Here is a 15,942-nt window from a genome sequence, read left to right on the forward strand (position 1 = left end):
GGGCAGCGCAGCGGCTCACTTGAGCGCGCGGCTCTGGTAGCATGCGCCGCATGACGTATTCAGGAAGATTGACCTGGGGCCTGGTTATCTGGGCCGCCAGTTTCGCAGCATGGGGCCAGAGCGAGTTGCTGGTGAAGGTAAAACCGGCCAACAAAGCGCTCAAGGCCAATGTCGAAGGCTACATCGGTACCCTTGGCGACCGCGATGAAGAAGCGCTGCTGCGCTTCAGTCGCGGCGCCCAGGAGCAGGCGCGCAAAGCCGCACAGGCACTTGGCTACTATCAGGCCCAGATCGATACCGAGGTCAAGCCTGCCAGCGCGGCTGACGGTTCCCCGCAACTGATCATCAGCATCGACCCGGGCGAGCCGATTCGCCTGCGCAACGTGACCGTGCGCATCGAAGGCCCGGCCAGCGAGCTGAAGGCTTTTCGCGTGCCCGACAGCAAGGCGCTACGGGCAGGGGAGCAACTCAACCATGGCCATTACGAAGATGCCAAACGGCTGATCCAGAACCAGGCGTCGCGCTATGGCTTCTTCAGTGGGCGCTTCAGCCGCCAGCGCCTGGCGGTCGACCCACAGGCTGGCGTGGCCGATATCGAACTGGTCTACCAGAGCGGCCCGCGCTACCGCCTGGGCGCCGTCACCTTCGGCGGCGACACCCCGCTGGACGATGACCTGCTGCAGCGCATGGTCTCGTTCAAGCCAGGTACACCCTACGATTCCGAACTGGTCGCCGAACTGAACAACGACCTGCAGTCGAGCGGCTACTTCGAAGGCGTGCGGGTGGATGCAGCACCCACCGCGGCCGTCGGAGAGGAAGTCCCGGTGGATGTTCACCTGCAGACACGCAAACCGCGCACCCTGGGCCTGGGCCTGGGTTTCTCGACCGACGTTGGCCCTCGTGGCAAGGCCAACTGGACTCGCCACTGGGTCAACCCGCAAGGCCACAGCTACGGCTGGGAAACCGAACTGTCGGCACCGCGGCAGAACGTCGGCCTGTGGTACGACATACCGCTCGACCCGCCGCTGACCGACAAGCTGCGCTTCGCTGGCGGTTACCAGAACGAGGAGCTCGCCGGCACCGATACCCTGAGTAAGCTGCTCACAGTCGGCCCCGAGTGGCACAGCAAGCTGCCCAGCGGCTGGCAGCGGGTAATCTCGCTCAAATACCAGCGCGAGGAGTATCGCCTGGGCGACGATTCCGGGTTGAGCAACCTGCTGATGCCGGGCGTGAGCTTTTCCTTCTTGCGCAGTGACAACCGCATCGACCCGCACAACGGCTACCGCCTGCAGTTCGATGTGCAGGCCGCCAAGGAAGGGTTGGTTTCGGACACCAACCTGCTGCATGGCAACGTGCTGCTCAAGGGCCTGACCACCCTTGGTCACAACCACCGGCTGCTCGGCCGGGTGCAGTTCGGGGGCAGTGCAACCAATGGTTTCAAGAACAACGTGCCGCCATCACTGCGCTTTTTCGCCGGTGGCGACCAGAGCGTGCGCGGCTACGACTACCAGACCCTGTCGCCTAAAAACAGCGACGGCGACCGCATTGGTGGGCGCTACCTGGTAGCCGGCAGCGTCGAGTACCAGTATTCGCTGACCGAAAAGTGGCGCCTGGCGACCTTCGTCGACCAGGGCAACTCGTTCAACGACCTTGAGCTGCCGAGCCTGAAGACCGGCGTCGGCTTTGGTGTGCGCTGGGTATCGCCGGTCGGGCCGTTGCGCCTGGACCTGGCCAGGGCGCTGGATGACGACGGCGGCATTCGCCTGCACTTTTCCATGGGGCCCGAGCTGTGAAACGTGTAATCAAGTATCTGCTTACCGGCCTGCTCGGGGTAATTGCGAGCCTGGGCATTGCAGTGGGCCTGCTGTTGGGGACCGAGGCTGGCAGCCGCTGGGTGCTGGGCCAGGTGCCAGGGCTTGAAGTGACTGACTTCCAGGGCCGTCTGGCCGGTCGCTGGCAAGCCAGCCAGCTGGTCTGGGCCGACGATGACAGCAAGGTCGAAGTGCAGGCAGCGTTGCTGGCCTGGTCGCCTGCCTGCCTGCTGCGTGCCACCTTGTGCATCGGCCAGTTGCAGGCACAACGCATCGACATGGCCTTTGCACCCGGTGCCGAGCCGGCCGAGAGCGGCCCGCTGCAGTTGCCGGCCTTGCGCTTGCCGGTGGCTGTCGAGTTGGGGGAAGTCAAGGTTGACCGGTTGCGCCTGGACGGCAGCGACCTGCTTGGCGACGTGCAACTGGCAGCGCACTGGACCAGCAGCGGGATGCGCATCGACAGCCTGCAGCTGCAGCGCGACGAGCTGCAGTTGAAGCTGCAGGGTAACCTGCAGCCCGAGGGTGACTGGCCGGTGCAACTCCAGGCACAGGTGCAGCTGCCTGCGCTAGACGGCAAACCCTGGCAGCTGGCGTTGAGCGCCAGCGGCGGTTTGCAGAGCACCTTGGCGCTCACCGGTAGCAGCAGCGGTTACCTCGACGCCACATTGAACGGCCAACTGCAGGCGCTGGCCGAGCATCTGCCGGCAACCTTGCAGATTCGCTCCGAGGCATTCAAGCCAGCCAGTGCGCTACCCGACACTTTGCAGTTCAACCAGCTCAGCCTCGATGCCAAGGGCAACCTGCTCACGGGTTACAAGGTGTCGGGCTCTGCCAGCCTGCCCGCCGAGCAGTCGCCAGTGGCCTTGCTGTTGTCTGGCGTGGTCGACAGCAAAGGGGCCAGGCTGGATGCCCTGGACCTGAGCGCCAGCGACAGCCAGCGCGTCAAGCTGCAGGCCAGCGCCGACTGGCAGCAGGGCCTGGTCAGCGACGCGCAACTGGACTGGCAGGACTTCCCGTGGCTGCGCCTGTACCCGCTGGAAACGCCGCCTCAGGTCACGCTCAAGCGCTTCAGCGCCCAGGTGCATTACCGCGATGGCCATTACCAAGGTACTTTCAATGGCGACCTGGACGGCCCGGCCGGGCCGTTCAGCCTGGCCAGCCCATTCCAAGGGGACCTGAGCCAGGTCAAGCTGCCGCAGCTGGCGCTGAGCGCCGGGCAAGGCAAGGCTGAAGGCAGCGTCGCCGTGGGTTTTGCCGAGCACCTGGCATGGGACGTTGCCCTGCAGCTTTCGGCGCTCGACCCAGCCTATTGGCTGGCCGAGCTGCCAGGCACCTTGGCCGGGCCGCTGCGCAGCAAGGGCGAGCTCAAAGGTGATGCGCTGGGCCTGGAGGCTCAGCTTGACCTGAAGGGCCGTCTGCGCGGCCAGCCGGCAGTGCTCAAGGTCGACGCCCAAGGGGCAGGGGAGCGTTGGACGCTGGCCGCCTTGGCGGTGCAACTGGGTGATAACCGGATCAATGGCAGTGGCAGCCTGCAGCAGCGCCTGGCCGGGCGGATCGACCTCGACCTGCCGCGGCTGGGCCAGTTGTGGCCAAGGCTGCAGGGCCAGGTCAAGGGCCGGCTGGACGTCGCCGGTACCTTGCAGGCCCCGCAAGGTACCCTGGCCGTGCAAGGCCAACGGTTGGCCCTGGCCGACAACCGCCTGCAGCAGCTGGGCCTGGATGCCCGCCTGGACAACGCCCAGCGCGGCGTGGTCGCGCTCAAGGCCAGCGGCATCCACCTGGGGGACACGGCGTTGGGTGAGCTGCAGGCCAACGGCAAGGGCGACATTCGCCAGCAAGCCCTGACCGTGGCGCTGGACGGCCCGCAACTGAAGCTCGACCTGGGCCTGGATGGCCAGCTGAACAAGGGCGACTGGCGTGGGCGCCTGGCCAGTGGGCGGGTCCAGGCCGGTGGCCAGGACTGGCAGTTGCAGGCACCGGCGCGCCTGCAGCGGCTGGCCAGCGGCCAGCTGGACTTCGGCGCCCATTGCTGGCGCTCCGGCCAGGCCAGCCTGTGCGGCGAGGATCAGCGCCTGGCCCCCGAGCCACGCTTGCGCTATCACCTCAAGCAGTTCCCGCTGGACAGCCTGGCCCAGTGGCTACCGAAAGACTTCGCCTGGCAGGGCCTGCTCAATGCCGACGTCAATCTGGACATCCCGGCCAGCGGCCCCAAGGGCAGCATCGTCGTCGATGCCAGTGGCGGTACCCTGCGCGTGCGTGACAAGGATCGCTGGGTCGACTTCCCCTACCAGGCCCTGCGCCTGGACAGCACGCTGGCGCCGCGGCGTATCGATACCCGCCTGGTGTTCCGTGGCCAGCGCCTGGGTGAGCTGAACGTCAATACCCGCCTCGACCCGCTGGGCAGGAACAAGCCGTTGTCAGGGGATTTCCACCTGGCCGGCCTTGATCTGTCAGTGGCGCGGCCGTTCCTGCCGATGGTCGAGCGCCTGGCCGGGCAGCTCAATGGCAGCGGGCGGCTGTCGGGCACCCTGTTGGCGCCGCAGATCAACGGCAACCTGATGCTGCGCGGCGGCGAGGTCAGTGGTGCCGAATTGCCGGTCAGCTTCGAGAACCTGTCGTTGCAGGCGTTGATAGCCGGTGAGCAGGTACAGCTCGAAGGTGACTGGCGCAGTGGCGAGGCGGGGCGTGGCCAGTTGCGTGGCAACCTCACCTGGGGCCAGGCACTGGGCATGGACCTGCGCCTGCAAGGCCAGCAGTTGCCGGTTACCGTGGAACCCTATGCAACGCTGGAGGTCGCCCCGGACCTCACCCTGCGCCTGATCGACGACAAGCTGGCGGTTACCGGCAAGGTTCAGGTACCCAAAGGCACGATCACCGTGCGTGAGCTGCCGCCGTCCACGGTCAAAGTGTCGGATGACACGGTGATCGTCGGCCACCAGACCGAGGAGGGCACAGCGCCCATGGCGATGGCCATGGACATCGACGTCGAAGTGGGGCGTGAAAAGCTGTCGTTCAGCGGCTTTGGGCTGAAGGCCAACCTGCTCGGCCATGTACACATCGGCGACAACCTTGATACCCGTGGCGAACTGAGCCTGGCCGACGGCCGCTACCGTGCCTATGGCCAGCGCCTGACCATTCGCCGCGCGCGGCTACTGTTTGCCGGGCCGATCGACCAGCCGTACCTGGACATCGAAGCAATCCGCAAGGTTGACGACGTGATCGCCGGTATCCGCCTCACCGGCAGTGCAGAGCAACCCACTACCAAGGTGTTCTCGGAGCCGGCCATGAGCCAGGAACAGGCTTTGTCATACCTGGTGCTGGGACGGCCACTGGGCGCTTCCGGCGAAGACAACAACATGCTTGCCGAGGCGGCTTTGGGCCTGGGCCTGGCCGGTAGCGCCGGCATCACCGGCAGCCTGGCTTCGAGTTTGGGCATCGATGATTTCCAGCTGGACACCGAAGGTTCCGGCACCACCACCAGCGTGGTCGCCAGCGGCAACCTCACCGAGAAGCTGAGCCTGCGCTATGGGGTAGGGGTGTTCGAGCCCGCCAACACCATTGCGTTGCGCTACAAGCTGAGCAAGAAGGTCTACCTCGAAGCTGCCAGTGGGCTGGCCAGCTCCCTGGACATCTTCTACAAGCGCGACTTCTGAGCCGCGCAAGGGGCGGCGGTCAACGGACGGTGGCCGCCTCGATGAACTCGTTGGTATCGGGCGAGGGTGGCGGGCTGGGGGCACGGACCGGAATGATCAGGTTGGTGTACTGCTCGATCAGCCGACTGAGGGCTTCCGGTGGTTCACTGGCCTGGAACTGCATGCGGATCTGCACTTCGTCGGGGTCACGGCTTTCGCCTTGACGGCTCTGGCCGCCGATCGTGACCTTGAAGCTCGCCGCATTGTTTTCGCCAGCGCTCAGCAGTGCCTGTTGGGCTTCGGTGCCTTTGACCCGGACCGACAGGTCGACCTGCATGCGTTCCAGGGCCAGGCCCTTGGGCGAGACCAGCGCGAACAGCGGCACGCGCATGATGTGCTGGCCGTCCATGGCTACCTCGACCATCTTGGCTTTCATGGGCGCGCCCAAGGCTTCGGTGTCGCATTCGAAGAACTGGTCGAACAGGTTGATGTACTGCTGCGCGATAAGACTATTGGTAGCGCTGGCGGCTTCTTGCAGGCCACGGGTAATTTCACGCAGGTCAATGGAAGTCATCGGGGCGGGACCTTTGCTCACTCACTTGGCTCCTCTGGGCAGGTAGTTCCCCCACCACACGGATGGGGGAGGTGCGGGTTGCTGTGGCTCAAGGCGTTGCGGCACCGGCTCCAGCACCAGCACTGGCACCAGCACCAGCACCAGCTCCAGTGCTCGCGCTGGTTTTCAGCGTGTCGGCCTTCGAGATCTCACCGGCGCTTTCCAGTTTTGCCGAGTTGACGACGGTCGGTTTGGTGGCGGCGTCGGTAAGGAAGTCGATCACTCGCATCAGCGCTTCGGGTGGTTCCTGGCGCTTGATGGTGGTATTGAAGGCATAGCGAGCGCGGGTATCGGTCTTGCGGGTTTGCGTGGACTTGTGGCTGATGCTGCCCTTCATGTTCAGTTTGAATGGCCCCCAGCCCAGCGAGGCGGCCATTGAGCCGCTCTTGTCGCTGCTGGATGAGTCTTCCGCCGACTGTTGGATGGTCAGTTCGAACTCGACTTTACCTTCTTCGATGGCAATGTTCGGGTGGGTGATGGCCGCCAGCAGCGGCACCTTCATGGTCTTGCTGACCACACCCTTGTATTCACCCTGTTCGTCGACGATGGTTTCGTCGTAGTCGAACTGGATGGCAACTGCCTTGCCGTCCTGGATGCAGACTTGCATCATGAAGTCGGCGTACGACTTGCTCGCGGTAACCTGGGCCTGGACCATCGCTTGCAGCGGGCCGGCAATCATGCGATCCATCGGCAAGGAGTTGATGACGGATCCAATGAGGCTGTTATCTATCATGACTGGTCTCTCTTTCTGGTTGGGTGTGACAAGCGATCATTAGCGACCGGCCACGGGGGTTGAGACTCAGCGCACGCACGCTTCCTGGCGACGAATGTTACCGATCTGGCGCAGGCTGAGGCCGTATTTGTTGGCCAGCAGGCTGCGTGACAAGCCGCTGGCGCTTTCTTTCTGGATTTGCTGGTTGCGCAACTGGCGCAGGAAGTGGTCAGCCTTGGGAATCTCCAGGGCGACCCCGGCAAAGCGCTTGATCAGCGCATCAAGTGCATCTGCCGGCAGCACATCGGCGAGCTTGGTGCGCTCGCGGTGCTTGGGGATGTACTTCGGCCTGCCGCCGTAGGCACAGGTGAGCTGGTAGGCGTTGTCGATGCCGATGCAGTCGATCAGGGCCTGCAGCGAATGGGGCAATTGGCTGATATCGATGTGGCTCAAGTCTGGCAATTCCATGTGGCGCTCCTTGGGGATGGATGGGATTACTACCCGATCACCAGCGGCGTTATGTCGACGGTGTGGCTGAATTCTCGGCGACGGGCAAAGCCGGTCGCTAGGCGACATAGGGGTTGGGACTTGTAGCCTGGGAGAACAGGTATTGCAGGCAGCGATATCCGGCGCTGTAGGACATGGCTTCAACAACCGGCTGTAGCGGGTGGTTTCCCATTGAGCCTCATCGGGTTCTGCTTGTTGGGTCTGGTAACCCTCACTCGCACGGATAGCTGCTCAGCAGGCTGGCGCCACGCAGGTACGCCTCGGGGCTGTGAAGCATGCCTTGTGGCAGCGTGCGCCAATCGACCAGCAAGCACAGCGCATGCAGCGGCTGACCATTGCGCTGGCCGATGACCTGGTCGGCAAAGTGGCGTCGGTACAGCGCCTGGGTGTGCTGCAGCGCCTGTACCTGGTCTGCCCGGCCCAGGGTTTGCCGGGCTAGCTCGGGCAGCAATGCCGGCGCTACGGTGAAATGCAGCGAATCACCGTTTGCCTGCAGGTAGCCGGCCTGGCGCACGCGTTGCCAGAGTTGCTGCCACTGGCTGGACCCAGCCTGGGCGGCCAGATTGCGGCCCAGGTCGAGCAATTGCCCGGTCGAGGCCTGGTGGGTGTCCAATGCATGAAGGGAAAGGGGGGTCAAAAGCAGCGATGCGAACAGCAGGGGTTTGTACATGGTGCCTCCGGCGGCGAGAGCTTGGGAGCGCCATGCTTGCAGGCCACCGCCGCCCCACCCAGCAGGAAATGCAGCGCCGGGGCCGGTGGCCGTTGTATGATTGCCGCGGCTCGTTGCGAGCCATTTGCCCCAGATGTTGCAAGGAACCTTCGATGACACATGTGCAGCGCCTCAAATATTCCCTTCTGATCATCCTGGTCGTACTGGGCCTGATGCTGGGCCTGTCCCACTTGCAGAAGCAGGGTACGATCAGTGAGCAGACTTTCCAGATGCTGGCGATTGCGATTGCCGTGGTGGTCGTGGTCATCAACGGTATCTTGCGGCGCAAGGTCAAGCCCTGACCGGTGCCGGCCGGCCAGCTGTGGCCGGCCGGGCCCTCAACGCGAAGGCGTTTGCTCCAGCACGGCGCGCGCCTGGGGGTCGAGGCTGTAGCACTTGTCGCTGCCCAGCTGGATGACGCCCTCGGCGCACAGCCGCTTGAGGACTTCGCGCACGCTGAGGAACGACAGCGGGATATCCAGCTGTTGCAGTTGCGCATGCACGCCGCGCACGCCAATGCTGCGGCCATTGCGCTGGGCGACGTGCAGGGCGTCGATCACCTTGAGGCGGATCAGGCTGGTGCGCAGGCCGAAGGTGCGCAACAGCGCACGGATCTGTTCGTTGCCGGTACGTTCGTCGGCCACGGCGTCCTGTCCCTGGGGCGCCTTGTCCGGGCCGTGGCCAGCCTGGATCGTGGATTGCGGGTTGTACATCTGAATGCTCCTTTTCGTCGACGAACCCGAAATAATGGGTGCCTCACTGACTAAGACGAATGAGAAGGGAAAAACTGCAGCCCTTCGGTGAAAAAAATGCCGGTTACTGTCCAAGACGTTTCATCAGCCGGTACTTGGTAAAATTTCTCTTCAGGTATTCGTCTGATCGGGATGACCCCCGAAATTGAGGAATGCCTGTGTTTCCACTTTCCCGTCCCAAGACTTGCGCTGGTCTGGCTGTCACCCTGATGGTGTTCAGCGCAGGTGTACCGGCGCAGCCTGCCGCAGGCGATGCCAGCGCGCAGATTCGTCGCACCAGCTACGGCGTGCCGCATATCGTCGCCAAGGATGAGCGGGGTTTGGGATATGGCATCGGCTACGCCTATGCCCAGGACAATCTGTGCCTGCTAGGTAACGAGGTGCTGACCGTCAGCGGCGAACGGTCCCGATATTTCGGTGCCAACGGCAAGACTCTGGAGCAGCGCGACAACCTGGCGAGTGACCTGTTCTTCACCTGGCTCAACAGCCCCTCGGCCATCAACGCGTTCTTGCAGGCGCAACCGGCCTCGGTCCAGGCGCTGTTGGCGGGTTATGCCAGTGGCTACAACCGGGCCCTGGCCGAGCGCCGTGGCCAAGGGCTGCCCGCCGAGTGCGGCAATGGCGAGTGGCTGCGCCCGATCAGTAGCGAAGACCTGGTCAAGCTGACCCGCCGGCTGTTGGCCGAAGGGGGTGTCGGGCAGTTCGTCGAAGCCCTGGTGGGTGCGCAACCGCCCAGTCTGGCCAACCGGCAGGCCGCTAGCGGCTATGCCTCGGCCCTGGCCCGTCAGGAACGTTTTGCCCTGGAGCGCGGTAGCAATGCGGTGGCCTTGGGAGCCCGGCGTTCGGCCAATGGTCGCGGCCTGTTGCTGGCCAACCCGCACTTCCCGTGGATGGGCGGCATGCGCTTCTATCAGATGCAGCTGACCATTCCCGGCAAGCTCGATGTGATGGGGGCGGCATTGCCGGGGCTGCCCGTGGTCAATATCGGTTTCAACCAGCACCTGGCCTGGACGCACACGGTCGATACGTCGCAGCACTTTACCCTGTATCGTCTGCAGCTCGATCCCAATGACCCGACCCGCTACCTGCTCGATGGCAAGTCGCTGCCGCTGGTCCGGCAGACCATCAGCGTTGCAGTCAAGGCCGAGGATGGCAGCCTGAGCCAGGTACAACGCGAGGTCTACAGTTCGCGTTTCGGCCCGGTGGTGCAATGGCCCGGGCGCCTGGACTGGGACAGCCGCACGGCCTACAGCTTGCGTGATGCCAACCTGGAGAACACCCGGGTATTGCAGCAGTGGTACCAGATCAACCGCGCCGACAGCGTGGCGGCGCTGCAGCGGGCGGTCGAACGGTTGCAGGGCATTCCCTGGGTCAATACGCTGGCGGTGGACCAGGGTGGCCAAGCCTTGTACCTGAACCAGTCGGTGGTGCCCTATGTCGACCAGCAGTTGCTCGACACCTGCAGCAATCCGCAGGCCCAGGGTCGCCTGGTAGTGCTGGATGGCTCGCGCAGTGCGTGTGCGTGGAAAGTGGATGCGCAGGCGGCACAGCCGGGGATCTTCCCGGCACGCCTGCTGCCGAGCCTGCAGCGCACGGATTTCGTGCAGAACTCCAATGACCCGGCCTGGATGACCAACCCGGCGCAGCCGCTGACCGGCTACTCGCCGCTGGTAAGCCGCAGTGACCAGCCGCTGGGCCTGCGCGGCCGTTTTGCCCTGCAACGCCTGCAGGGCAAGGCCCGCTTGGCGATCGACGATTTGCAACGCATGGTCACCGACGATGAGGTCTACCTGGCCAGCCTGGTGCTGCCAGACCTGCTGCAATGGTGCCAGGGCGCCGCTGCCGAGGTACAGGCCGTATGCAGCAGCCTGGCGACCTGGAACGGCAAGGCCGACCTCGACAGTGGCATTGGCCTGGTGCACTTCAACAACCTGTTCGAAGCATTGGCCGAGCACCCGGAAAGCTGGCGGGTGGCCTTCGACCCGGCAGACCCACAGCACACCCCGCGTGGCCTGGCGGTCGAGCAGGCAGCGGTGCGCAAACGGCTGCACCAGGCGGCGCTGGCGTCGCTCAGGCAGGTGAATGAGAGTGGTGTGGCAGGGCAGGTGCGCTGGGGCCAGGTACAGCAGGCAGTCGATGGCACCCCGGTGCCGGGCGGCCCGCAAGCGTTGGGCGTGTACAACGCGATCCACAGCGTGCCGCACGGGCAGGGCAAGCGGCTGGTGGTCAGTGGTACCAGCTACCTGCAACTGGTCAGCTTTACCGACAAGGGGCCGGAGGCGCGCGGGTTGCTGGCGTTCTCGCAGTCCAGCGAAGCCGGTTCGGCACACTTCGGCGACCAGACCAAGGCCTTCTCGGCCAAGCAACTGCTGCCATTACCGTTTACCGAGGCACAAATCCAGGCCGACCCCGAATACCGACAGTATGTGATCAGCGAGGGGGACAAGGGCGCGCTGGCCAGCCAGCCTTGAGGCTCGCACAGGCACTGCACCATGACGGCAAGCGGTGCAGTCCCTGTGCGGGGGGATTTACTCGCGAAGCGGCCAGTATTTGCCAGCGCTACAGCGTCAGGAAAACTCGAACGGCGCCAGCTGAAAGCCTTGCTCGTCAACCTGCAACACCCAGCCCCGGCGGTCCCAGTCACCCAGCACGATACGCCGTGCCGGTTGCCCATCGACCACCAGTTTGTGGATTGCCGGCCGGTGGGTATGGCCATGCACCAGCGTGCGCACACCCTGCGCGGCCATCACCTGCGGCACTGCTTCCGGGGTGACGTCGACGATTTCGGTGGCTTTCATCCGCGTTTGCGAGCGGCTTTCGCTGCGCAGCTTGCGCGCCAGCTTGTAGCGCGCCGCCAGCGGCAGGTGACGCAACACCCACAAGCTCAACGGGTTGCGCAGCAGACGGCGCATCTTCATGTAGCCCAGGTCGCGGGTGCACAAGGTGTCGCCATGCATCAGCAACACCGGTTCGCCACCCAGCTCGATCACGCTGGGATCGGCCAGCAACGTGCAGCCCGCCGCTTCGCAGAAGGCCTGGCCAATCAGGAAATCACGGTTGCCATGCATCAGGTAGATGGCCGTACCGCTGTCGCTCAAGCGGCGCATGGCCTGGCAGATCGACTGCTGGAACGGCGTCATGGCATCGTCGCCGATCCACGCTTCGAAGAAGTCGCCGAGAATGTACAAGGCCTCGGCGTGGCGGGCACGGCCATCGAGCAAATCCAGAAACGCCCGGGTGATATCCGGGCGTTCTTCTTGCAGGTGCAGATCGGAGATCAGCAGGATCACTCAATGATCTCGGCTTTCTCGATGATCACGTCGTCCTTTGGCACGTCCTGGTGGCCAGCCTTGGAACCGGTCGCGACCTTCTCGATGGCATCGACGATTTCACGGCCTTCGATCACTTCGCCGAACACCGCGTAGCCCCAGCCCTGCACGTTCTTGCCGCTGTGGTTGAGGAAGTCGTTGTCGGCAGCGTTGATGAAGAACTGCGCCGAGGCGGAGTGCGGCTCCATGGTACGGGCCATGGCGATGCTGTACTTCTTGTTTTTCAGGCCGTTGTCGGCTTCGTTCTGGATGCTGGCGCGGGTTTTCTTCTGGCTCATGCCAGGCTCGAAGCCGCCGCCCTGGATCATGAAGCCCTTGATCACGCGGTGGAACACGGTGCCGTTGTAGTGGCCATCCTTGACGTACTGAACGAAGTTTTCGGTAGTCAGCGGCGCTTTCTCGGCGTCCAGTTGCAGGACGATGTCGCCGTGGTTGGTGCTCAGTTTGACTTTGGACATGCTGAAACTCGCTCTTTCAAGGCAATCGGGAATTAGGGTGCGCAGGGCGCGGGGTTACCACCTGACGCAGGATCAGGCGGTCGCGACACATGGCGCGCACTGGCCATTTTGCCAGGCTGCGGCAAAAAGCCGTGATAAATCACGCCTGTTTGTCCGGGCCCGACTGTCAGCAGCTTGACTGCTTCGGCTATGATAGGCCCTTTGATTCAATCGGCCTACCCAGGCCGGCCACGTGCATTCAAGGATCCTATGAGCAAGCCCACTGCCGACAACGCGCCCAACGCCGCTGCCAAAGGCGCCCCCGCTGTCCCTGCGAACTTCCTGCGGCCGATCATCCAGGCCGACCTGGACTCGGGCAAGCACAGCCGCATCGTTACCCGTTTCCCGCCGGAGCCCAATGGTTACCTGCACATCGGCCACGCCAAGTCGATCTGCGTCAACTTCGGCCTGGCCAAGGAATTCGGTGGCGTCTGCCACCTGCGTTTCGACGATACCAACCCGGCCAAGGAAGACCAGGAGTACATCGACGCCATCCAGAGCGATGTCAAGTGGCTGGGCTTCGACTGGGCCGGTGAGGTGCGCTACGCCTCCGATTACTTCGACCAGCTGCACGACTGGGCGGTCGAGCTGATCAAGCGCGGCAAGGCCTACGTTTGCGACCTCACCCCCGAGCAGGCCAAGGAATACCGCGGCAGCCTCAAGGAGCCGGGCAAGAACAGCCCGTTCCGCGAGCGCAGCGTGGAAGAGAACCTGGACTTGTTCGCGCGCATGAAGGCCGGTGAGTTCAAGGACGGCGAGCGCGTGCTGCGGGCCAAGATCGACATGGCGTCGCCAAACATGAACCTGCGCGACCCGATCCTTTACCGCATCCGCCATGCCTACCACCACCAGACCGGTGACAAGTGGTGCATCTACCCCAACTACGACTTTACCCACGGCCAGTCGGACGCCATCGAGGGCATCACCCACTCGATCTGCACCCTGGAATTCGAAGGGCATCGTCCGCTGTACGACTGGTTCCTCGACAACCTGCCGGTGCCGGCACACCCGCGCCAGTACGAGTTCAGCCGCCTGAACCTGAACTACACCATCACGTCCAAGCGCAAGCTCAAGCAACTGGTCGACGAAAAGCACGTCGAAGCCTGGGACGACCCACGCATGTCGACCCTGTCCGGTTTCCGTCGCCGTGGCTACACCCCGGCCTCGATCCGCAACTTCTGCGAAATGATCGGCACCAACCGCTCCGACGGCGTGGTCGACATGTCGATGCTGGAGTTCAGCATCCGTGACGACCTGGACCGCACCGCGCCGCGCGCCATGTGCGTGCTGCGCCCGCTGAAGGTGGTCATCACCAACTACCCGCAAGGCCAGGTCGAGCAGCTCGAGCTGCCGCGCCACCCGAAGGAAGACATGGGCGTGCGCGTGCTGCCGTTCTCCCGTGAGCTGTACATCGACCGCGACGACTTCATGGAACAGCCGCCGAAGGGCTACAAGCGCCTGGAACCGGCCGGCGAAGTGCGCCTGCGCGGCAGCTACGTGATCCGCGCCGACGAGGCCATCAAGGATGCCGACGGCAACATCGTCGAGCTGCGCTGCTCGTACGACCCGGACACCCTGGGCAAGAACCCTGAAGGGCGCAAGGTCAAGGGCGTGATCCACTGGGTGCCGGCCGAGGGCAGCGTCGAGTGCGAAGTGCGCCTGTACGACCGCCTGTTCCGCTCGCCGAACCCGGAAAAGACCGAGGAGGGCGGCAGCTTCCTGGACAACATCAACCCGGATTCGCTGCAGGTGCTGCGCGGCTGCCGTGCCGAGCCATCGCTGGCCCAGGCCCAGCCCGAGGACCGCTTCCAGTTCGAGCGCGAAGGCTACTTCTGCGCCGACCTGAAAGACAGCCAGCCGGGCCGCCCGGTGTTCAACCGCACTGTCACCCTGCGTGACTCCTGGGGCAGCTGAGGAACCGCCGTGCTTACCATCTACAACACCCTGAGCAAAGCCAAGGAAGTCTTCAAGCCGCTGGATGGCAACAAGGTGCGCATGTACGTGTGCGGCATGACCGTGTACGACTACTGCCACCTGGGCCATGGCCGCAGCATGGTGGCCTTCGACCTGGTCACGCGCTGGCTGCGCAAGAGCGGCTACGAGCTGACCTACGTGCGCAACATCACCGACATCGATGACAAGATCATCAACCGGGCCAACGAGAACGGCGAGAGCTTCGACGCCCTGACCGCGCGCATGATCGATGCCATGCACGAAGACGAGCGGCGCCTGAACATCCTGCCGCCGGACCAGGAGCCGCGTGCCACCGACCATATCGGCGGCATGCACGACATGATCCAGACCTTGATCGACAAGGGCTACGCCTACGCCCCGGGCAATGGCGACGTGTACTACCGGGTCGGCAAGTTCGTCGGCTACGGCAAGCTGTCGCGCAAGAAGATCGAAGACCTGCGTATCGGCGCGCGCATCGAGGTCGATGAAGCCAAGCAGGACCCGCTGGATTTCGTCCTGTGGAAAGGCGCCAAGCCGGGCGAGCCGAGCTGGGAGTCGCCGTGGGGCCCGGGGCGTCCGGGCTGGCACATCGAGTGCTCGGTGATGTCCACCTGCTGCCTGGGCGAGAGCTTCGACATTCACGGCGGTGGCAGCGACCTGGAGTTCCCGCACCACGAGAACGAGATTGCCCAGAGCGAGGCGGCCACTGGCAAACCGTACGCCAACGCCTGGATGCACTGCGGCATGATCCGCATCAACGGCGAGAAAATGTCCAAGTCGTTGAACAATTTCTTCACCATCCGTGACGTGCTCGAGAAGTATCACCCGGAAGTGGTGCGCTACCTGCTGGTGGCCAGCCACTACCGCAGCGCGATCAACTACTCGGAAGACAGCCTGCGCGATGCCAAGGGTGCCTTGGAGCGCTTCTATCACGCCTTGCGCGGCCTCCCGCGCGTGCCAGCCAAGGGCGGTGAGGCATTTGTCGAGCGCTTCAGCGTGGCGATGAACGACGACTTCGGCACGCCTGAAGCCTGCGCCGTACTGTTCGACCTGGTGCGCGAGATCAACCGCCTGCGCGACAGCGACCCGGATGCGGCTGCCGGCCTGGCGGGTCGCCTGCGCGAGCTGGGTGACGTGCTGGGTGTGCTGCAGCTGGAAGCCGATGACTTCCTGCGTGCCGGTGCCGAAGGCAAGGTCGATGCTGCTGCGGTCGAGGGCTTGATCCAGGCGCGCCTGCAGGCGCGTGCGGACAAGAACTGGGCCGAATCCGATCGTATTCGCGACCAGCTGACCGCCATGGGGATTGTGCTGGAGGACAGCAAGGGTAGTACTACCTGGCGTCTGGCTGACTGATCCGTACAGACGGGGCCGCTTTGCGGCCCATCGCGACACAAGGCCGCTCCTACAGGAGTAGCGCAGCATCGGAT

At 64.1% G+C, this 15,942-nt stretch carries 13 protein-coding genes; 6 read left to right on the top strand and 7 right to left on the bottom strand.

From position 1 onward, the window contains the following. Positions 1-50 precede the first annotated feature (50 nt). Entirely contained in the window at positions 51-1,793 is a 1,743-nt protein-coding gene (locus HG549_RS11920; RefSeq protein WP_170034161.1) for an autotransporter assembly complex family protein, read from the top strand. Further along, a complete protein-coding gene (locus HG549_RS11925; protein ID WP_170029685.1) occupies positions 1,790-5,464 on the top strand; it encodes a translocation/assembly module TamB domain-containing protein in 3,675 nt (1,224 codons plus the stop codon). The genes HG549_RS11920 and HG549_RS11925 overlap by 4 nt, the downstream gene beginning before the upstream one ends. 19 nt (positions 5,465-5,483) lie before the next feature. On the opposite strand, the gene HG549_RS11930 is transcribed toward HG549_RS11925, so the two are convergent. The 4 genes from HG549_RS11930 to HG549_RS11945 all read right to left on the bottom strand — a co-directional run bounded on the left by HG549_RS11930 (position 5,484) and on the right by HG549_RS11945 (position 7,945). After that, complete coding sequence (locus HG549_RS11930) at positions 5,484-6,038, bottom strand: DUF2589 domain-containing protein (RefSeq protein ID WP_170029686.1); 555 nt, start codon at positions 6,036-6,038, stop codon at positions 5,484-5,486. 67 nt (positions 6,039-6,105) lie between these two features. Then, positions 6,106-6,789, bottom strand: a complete 684-nt coding sequence (locus HG549_RS11935; RefSeq protein WP_170029687.1) for a DUF2589 domain-containing protein — start codon at positions 6,787-6,789, stop codon at positions 6,106-6,108. Between the two features lie 66 nt (positions 6,790-6,855). Next, a complete protein-coding gene (locus HG549_RS11940) occupies positions 6,856-7,236 on the bottom strand; it encodes a Mor transcription activator family protein (RefSeq protein WP_170029688.1) in 381 nt (126 codons plus the stop codon). A gap of 250 nt (positions 7,237-7,486) precedes the next feature. After that, entirely contained in the window at positions 7,487-7,945 is a 459-nt protein-coding gene (locus HG549_RS11945) for a hypothetical protein (protein ID WP_170029689.1), read from the bottom strand. Positions 7,946-8,097: 152 nt separating this feature from the next. On the opposite strand from HG549_RS11945, the gene HG549_RS11950 reads away from it, so the two are divergent. Next, entirely contained in the window at positions 8,098-8,286 is a 189-nt protein-coding gene (locus tag HG549_RS11950) for a hypothetical protein (protein WP_003248064.1), read from the top strand. Between the two features lie 36 nt (positions 8,287-8,322). Here HG549_RS11950 and HG549_RS11955 read toward each other — a convergent pair whose 3' ends face one another. Next, positions 8,323-8,697, bottom strand: a complete 375-nt coding sequence (locus tag HG549_RS11955) for a fe2+ zn2+ uptake regulation protein (RefSeq protein WP_170029690.1) — start codon at positions 8,695-8,697, stop codon at positions 8,323-8,325. A 197-nt stretch (positions 8,698-8,894) separates the two neighbouring features. On the opposite strand from HG549_RS11955, the gene HG549_RS11960 reads away from it, so the two are divergent. After that, positions 8,895-11,207, top strand: coding sequence for an acylase (locus HG549_RS11960; RefSeq protein ID WP_170029691.1), 2,313 nt, complete (start codon positions 8,895-8,897; stop codon positions 11,205-11,207). A 96-nt stretch (positions 11,208-11,303) separates the two neighbouring features. Here the strand turns inward: HG549_RS11960 and HG549_RS11965 are convergent, their stop codons facing one another. Both HG549_RS11965 and HG549_RS11970 read right to left on the bottom strand, forming a co-directional pair. Next, entirely contained in the window at positions 11,304-12,026 is a 723-nt protein-coding gene (locus tag HG549_RS11965; protein WP_170029692.1) for a UDP-2,3-diacylglucosamine diphosphatase, read from the bottom strand. Continuing rightward, on the bottom strand, positions 12,023-12,523 hold the full coding sequence (locus HG549_RS11970; protein ID WP_170029693.1) for a peptidylprolyl isomerase: 501 nt from the start codon (positions 12,521-12,523) through the stop codon (positions 12,023-12,025). Before HG549_RS11970 ends, HG549_RS11965 begins: the two co-directional genes overlap by 4 nt. Positions 12,524-12,772: 249 nt before the next feature. Here HG549_RS11970 and HG549_RS11975 point away from each other — a divergent pair, with 249 nt between their 5' ends. Both HG549_RS11975 and cysS read left to right on the top strand, forming a co-directional pair. After that, positions 12,773-14,476, top strand: coding sequence for a glutamine--tRNA ligase/YqeY domain fusion protein (locus HG549_RS11975; protein WP_170029694.1), 1,704 nt, complete (start codon positions 12,773-12,775; stop codon positions 14,474-14,476). A 9-nt stretch (positions 14,477-14,485) separates the two neighbouring features. Continuing rightward, a complete protein-coding gene (gene cysS / locus HG549_RS11980; protein WP_170029695.1) occupies positions 14,486-15,868 on the top strand; it encodes a cysteine--tRNA ligase in 1,383 nt (460 codons plus the stop codon). Positions 15,869-15,942 lie beyond the last annotated feature (74 nt).

The organism is Pseudomonas sp. SK, assembly GCF_012975065.1.
GTDB lineage: Bacteria > Pseudomonadota > Gammaproteobacteria > Pseudomonadales > Pseudomonadaceae > Aquipseudomonas > Aquipseudomonas anuradhapurensis.